Here is a 2,326-nt window from a genome sequence, read left to right as displayed (position 1 = left end):
TATCCGGGCAACGTGCTGACCTCGATGCTCAAGCGGGTCGACGTCGCCGTGTACGAGGCGTTCAAGTCCGCGCAGGACGGCAGCTGGAAGCCGGGTCTGCTCAATCTGGGCCTGAAGGAGGAAGGGGTTGACTACGCGCTGGACGAGTACAACAAGGACGTGCTGACCCCCGACATCGTGGCGAAGCTGGACGAGGCCAAGGCCAAGATCATCTCGGGCGAGATCCAAGTCCAGGACTACTACTCCAAGCAGCAGTAAGCGGCACCCGGCAGGTCCGCACTGGAGCGATTTGAGCGGCGGGTGGAACCACCTGATCGCGACGAGATCGCTCCAGCTTCGATGGCCAAAGCACAATCCCCATCGCGGAGCGCCGATGTTCCAGCGCCAGCAGCCCTCATCGGCCCCGGCCGCGGTCGAGCTTTGCGGCATCGACAAGCGGTTCGGCCCGGTCCACGCCAACCGCGCGGTCGACCTGACGGTCCGGGCCGGCACGATCCACGGTATCATCGGCGAGAACGGGGCCGGCAAGTCGACCCTGATGAACATCCTCTACGGGTTCTATCAGGCGGATGCCGGCCAGATCCTGATCGACGGGCAGGAGGTGCGCATCACCGGGCCGCAGGACGCGATCCGGGCCGGGATCGGCATGGTGTTCCAGCATTTCATGCTGGTCGAGACCTTCACCGTGCTGGAGAACATGCTGCTGGGGGCGGAAGGCGGGCCGCTTTTGGCCGGGGGCGCCGCGCGCGCCCGGGCGGAGGTCGAGCGCCTGGAGCGCAAATACCGGCTGGACGTGCCGCTCGACGCCCTGGTGTCGGACCTGCCGGTGGGCGTGCAGCAGCGCGTCGAGATCCTGAAGGCCCTGTTCCGCGGCGCCCGCATCCTGATCCTGGACGAGCCTACCGGGGTGCTCACCCCGCAGGAGGCCGACCATCTGTTCCGTATCCTGAAGAGCCTGCGCGCCCAGGGCCGCACGGTGGTCCTGATCACCCACAAGCTGCGCGAGATCATGGCGGTCACCGACCAGGTGAGCGTCATGCGCCAGGGGGCGATGGTGGCGCACCGCCCGACCGCCGGGACCTCGCGCGAGGAGCTGGCCGAGCTGATGGTCGGGCGCAAGGTCCTGCTGCGGGTCGCCAAGGGGGAGGCCCGTCCCGGACCGGTTGCGCTGAAGGTGGACGATCTGGTGATGACCGACCGGCAGGGGGTGCAAAGGGTCAAGGGCGTCTCGTTCGAGGTCCGCCGCGGCGAGATCCTGGGGATCGCCGGGGTGGCCGGCAACGGCCAGTCCGAGCTCCTGGAAGCGATCACTGGCATCCGGTCGGCGACGTCCGGCCGGATCGAGCTGGACGGCCACCCGGTCCGCGGCGGCGAGGGCCGGCCGGAGGGGCTGGGCCATGTGCCCGAGGACCGGCTGCGCATGGGGCTGGTCGCCGGATTCCCCGCCTGGGAGAACGCGCTGCTGGGCTACCAGGACCGCCCGGACTGCGTGAACGGCCCGTTCCTGGATCGCCCTATGCTGCAGCGTCGCTGCGGCGAGTGGATGCGGATCTTCGACGTGCGCCCGCCCGACCCGGACTATGCCGCCACCGCCTTTTCCGGCGGCAACCAGCAAAAGCTGGTGCTGGCCCGCGAGATCGAGCACGACCCGGTGCTGCTGGTGGTGGGCCAGCCGACCCGCGGCGTCGACATCGGCGCCATCGAGTTCATCCACCGCCGCCTGATCGAGCTGCGCGACGCCGGCAAGGCCGTGCTGCTGGTCTCGGTCGAGCTAGACGAGATCATGGCCCTGGCCGACCGCATCCTGGTGATGTTCGACGGCCACTTCACCGGCGAGGTCGAGGGCAGGGCGGCCGACGAGAAGCGGATCGGCCTGCTCATGGCCGGCGTGCGCAAGGAAGCGGCCTGAAAGCCAGCCAACCTGTGTGGAGTGGCGCGGACGGTCCTAAGCCTCAGGAACATCGATCGCGATCCGCTCCGGCCGACGCCCTACGAAAGGTTCACCACGTCCACGGGCACCGAGGTCATGTTGAACAGGGTGACGAAGCCGTCCCACTGCCGTCCCAGTTCACCTCTCACGTTGGTGATCTCCACCCGAAGGGACTGCTTCGTGACGCCCTCGAAGTTGGTATCCAACAGGGAGACGAGCGCGTCGGCATCAGCCAGGAAGCCGTCGTTGTTGCTGTCCAGCTGGGTATTGATGGGATCGAGCAGCAGCCGGAAGCCGTTGGCCGTGTCGATGACCATGGCACTAGCCACCTCGTGGTAGGTGAAGTCGTAGGTGTCCATGCCTGGGCCGCCGACCAGCAGGTCGCTGCTGCCGCCG

Annotated in this window: 3 protein-coding genes; 2 read left to right on the top strand and 1 reads right to left on the bottom strand. The window is 67.9% G+C overall.

Annotated features, from left to right (window positions below; all coding sequences use genetic code 11):
• Positions 1-258: BMP family lipoprotein (locus EQG76_RS12595; RefSeq protein WP_159713822.1), on the top strand; the 258-nt coding region annotated here is incomplete at its 5' end.
• Between the two features lie 115 nt (positions 259-373).
• On the top strand, positions 374-1,909 hold the full coding sequence (locus tag EQG76_RS12590; protein ID WP_159713820.1) for an ABC transporter ATP-binding protein: 1,536 nt from the start codon (positions 374-376) through the stop codon (positions 1,907-1,909).
• Positions 1,910-1,989: 80 nt separating this feature from the next.
• Here EQG76_RS12590 and EQG76_RS12585 read toward each other — a convergent pair.
• Positions 1,990-2,326, bottom strand: a 337-nt coding sequence (locus EQG76_RS12585) for a hypothetical protein (RefSeq protein WP_159713818.1), incomplete at its 5' end; no start/stop codon positions are given.

Origin of the sequence: Geminicoccus flavidas (assembly GCF_009806515.1) — a bacterium.
GTDB classification, from domain to species: Bacteria; Pseudomonadota; Alphaproteobacteria; order Geminicoccales; family Geminicoccaceae; genus Geminicoccus; species Geminicoccus flavidus.
The sequence above is the reverse complement of the archived record's forward strand: the minus strand, read 5'-3'. Positions and strand labels throughout refer to the sequence as shown.

Bases quoted from the DNA above. Each gene is read 5' to 3' on its own strand.
- EQG76_RS12590 (WP_159713820.1), top strand. From the start codon at position 374: ATGTTCCAGCGCCAGCAGCCCTCATCGGCCCCGGCCGCGGTCGAGCTT.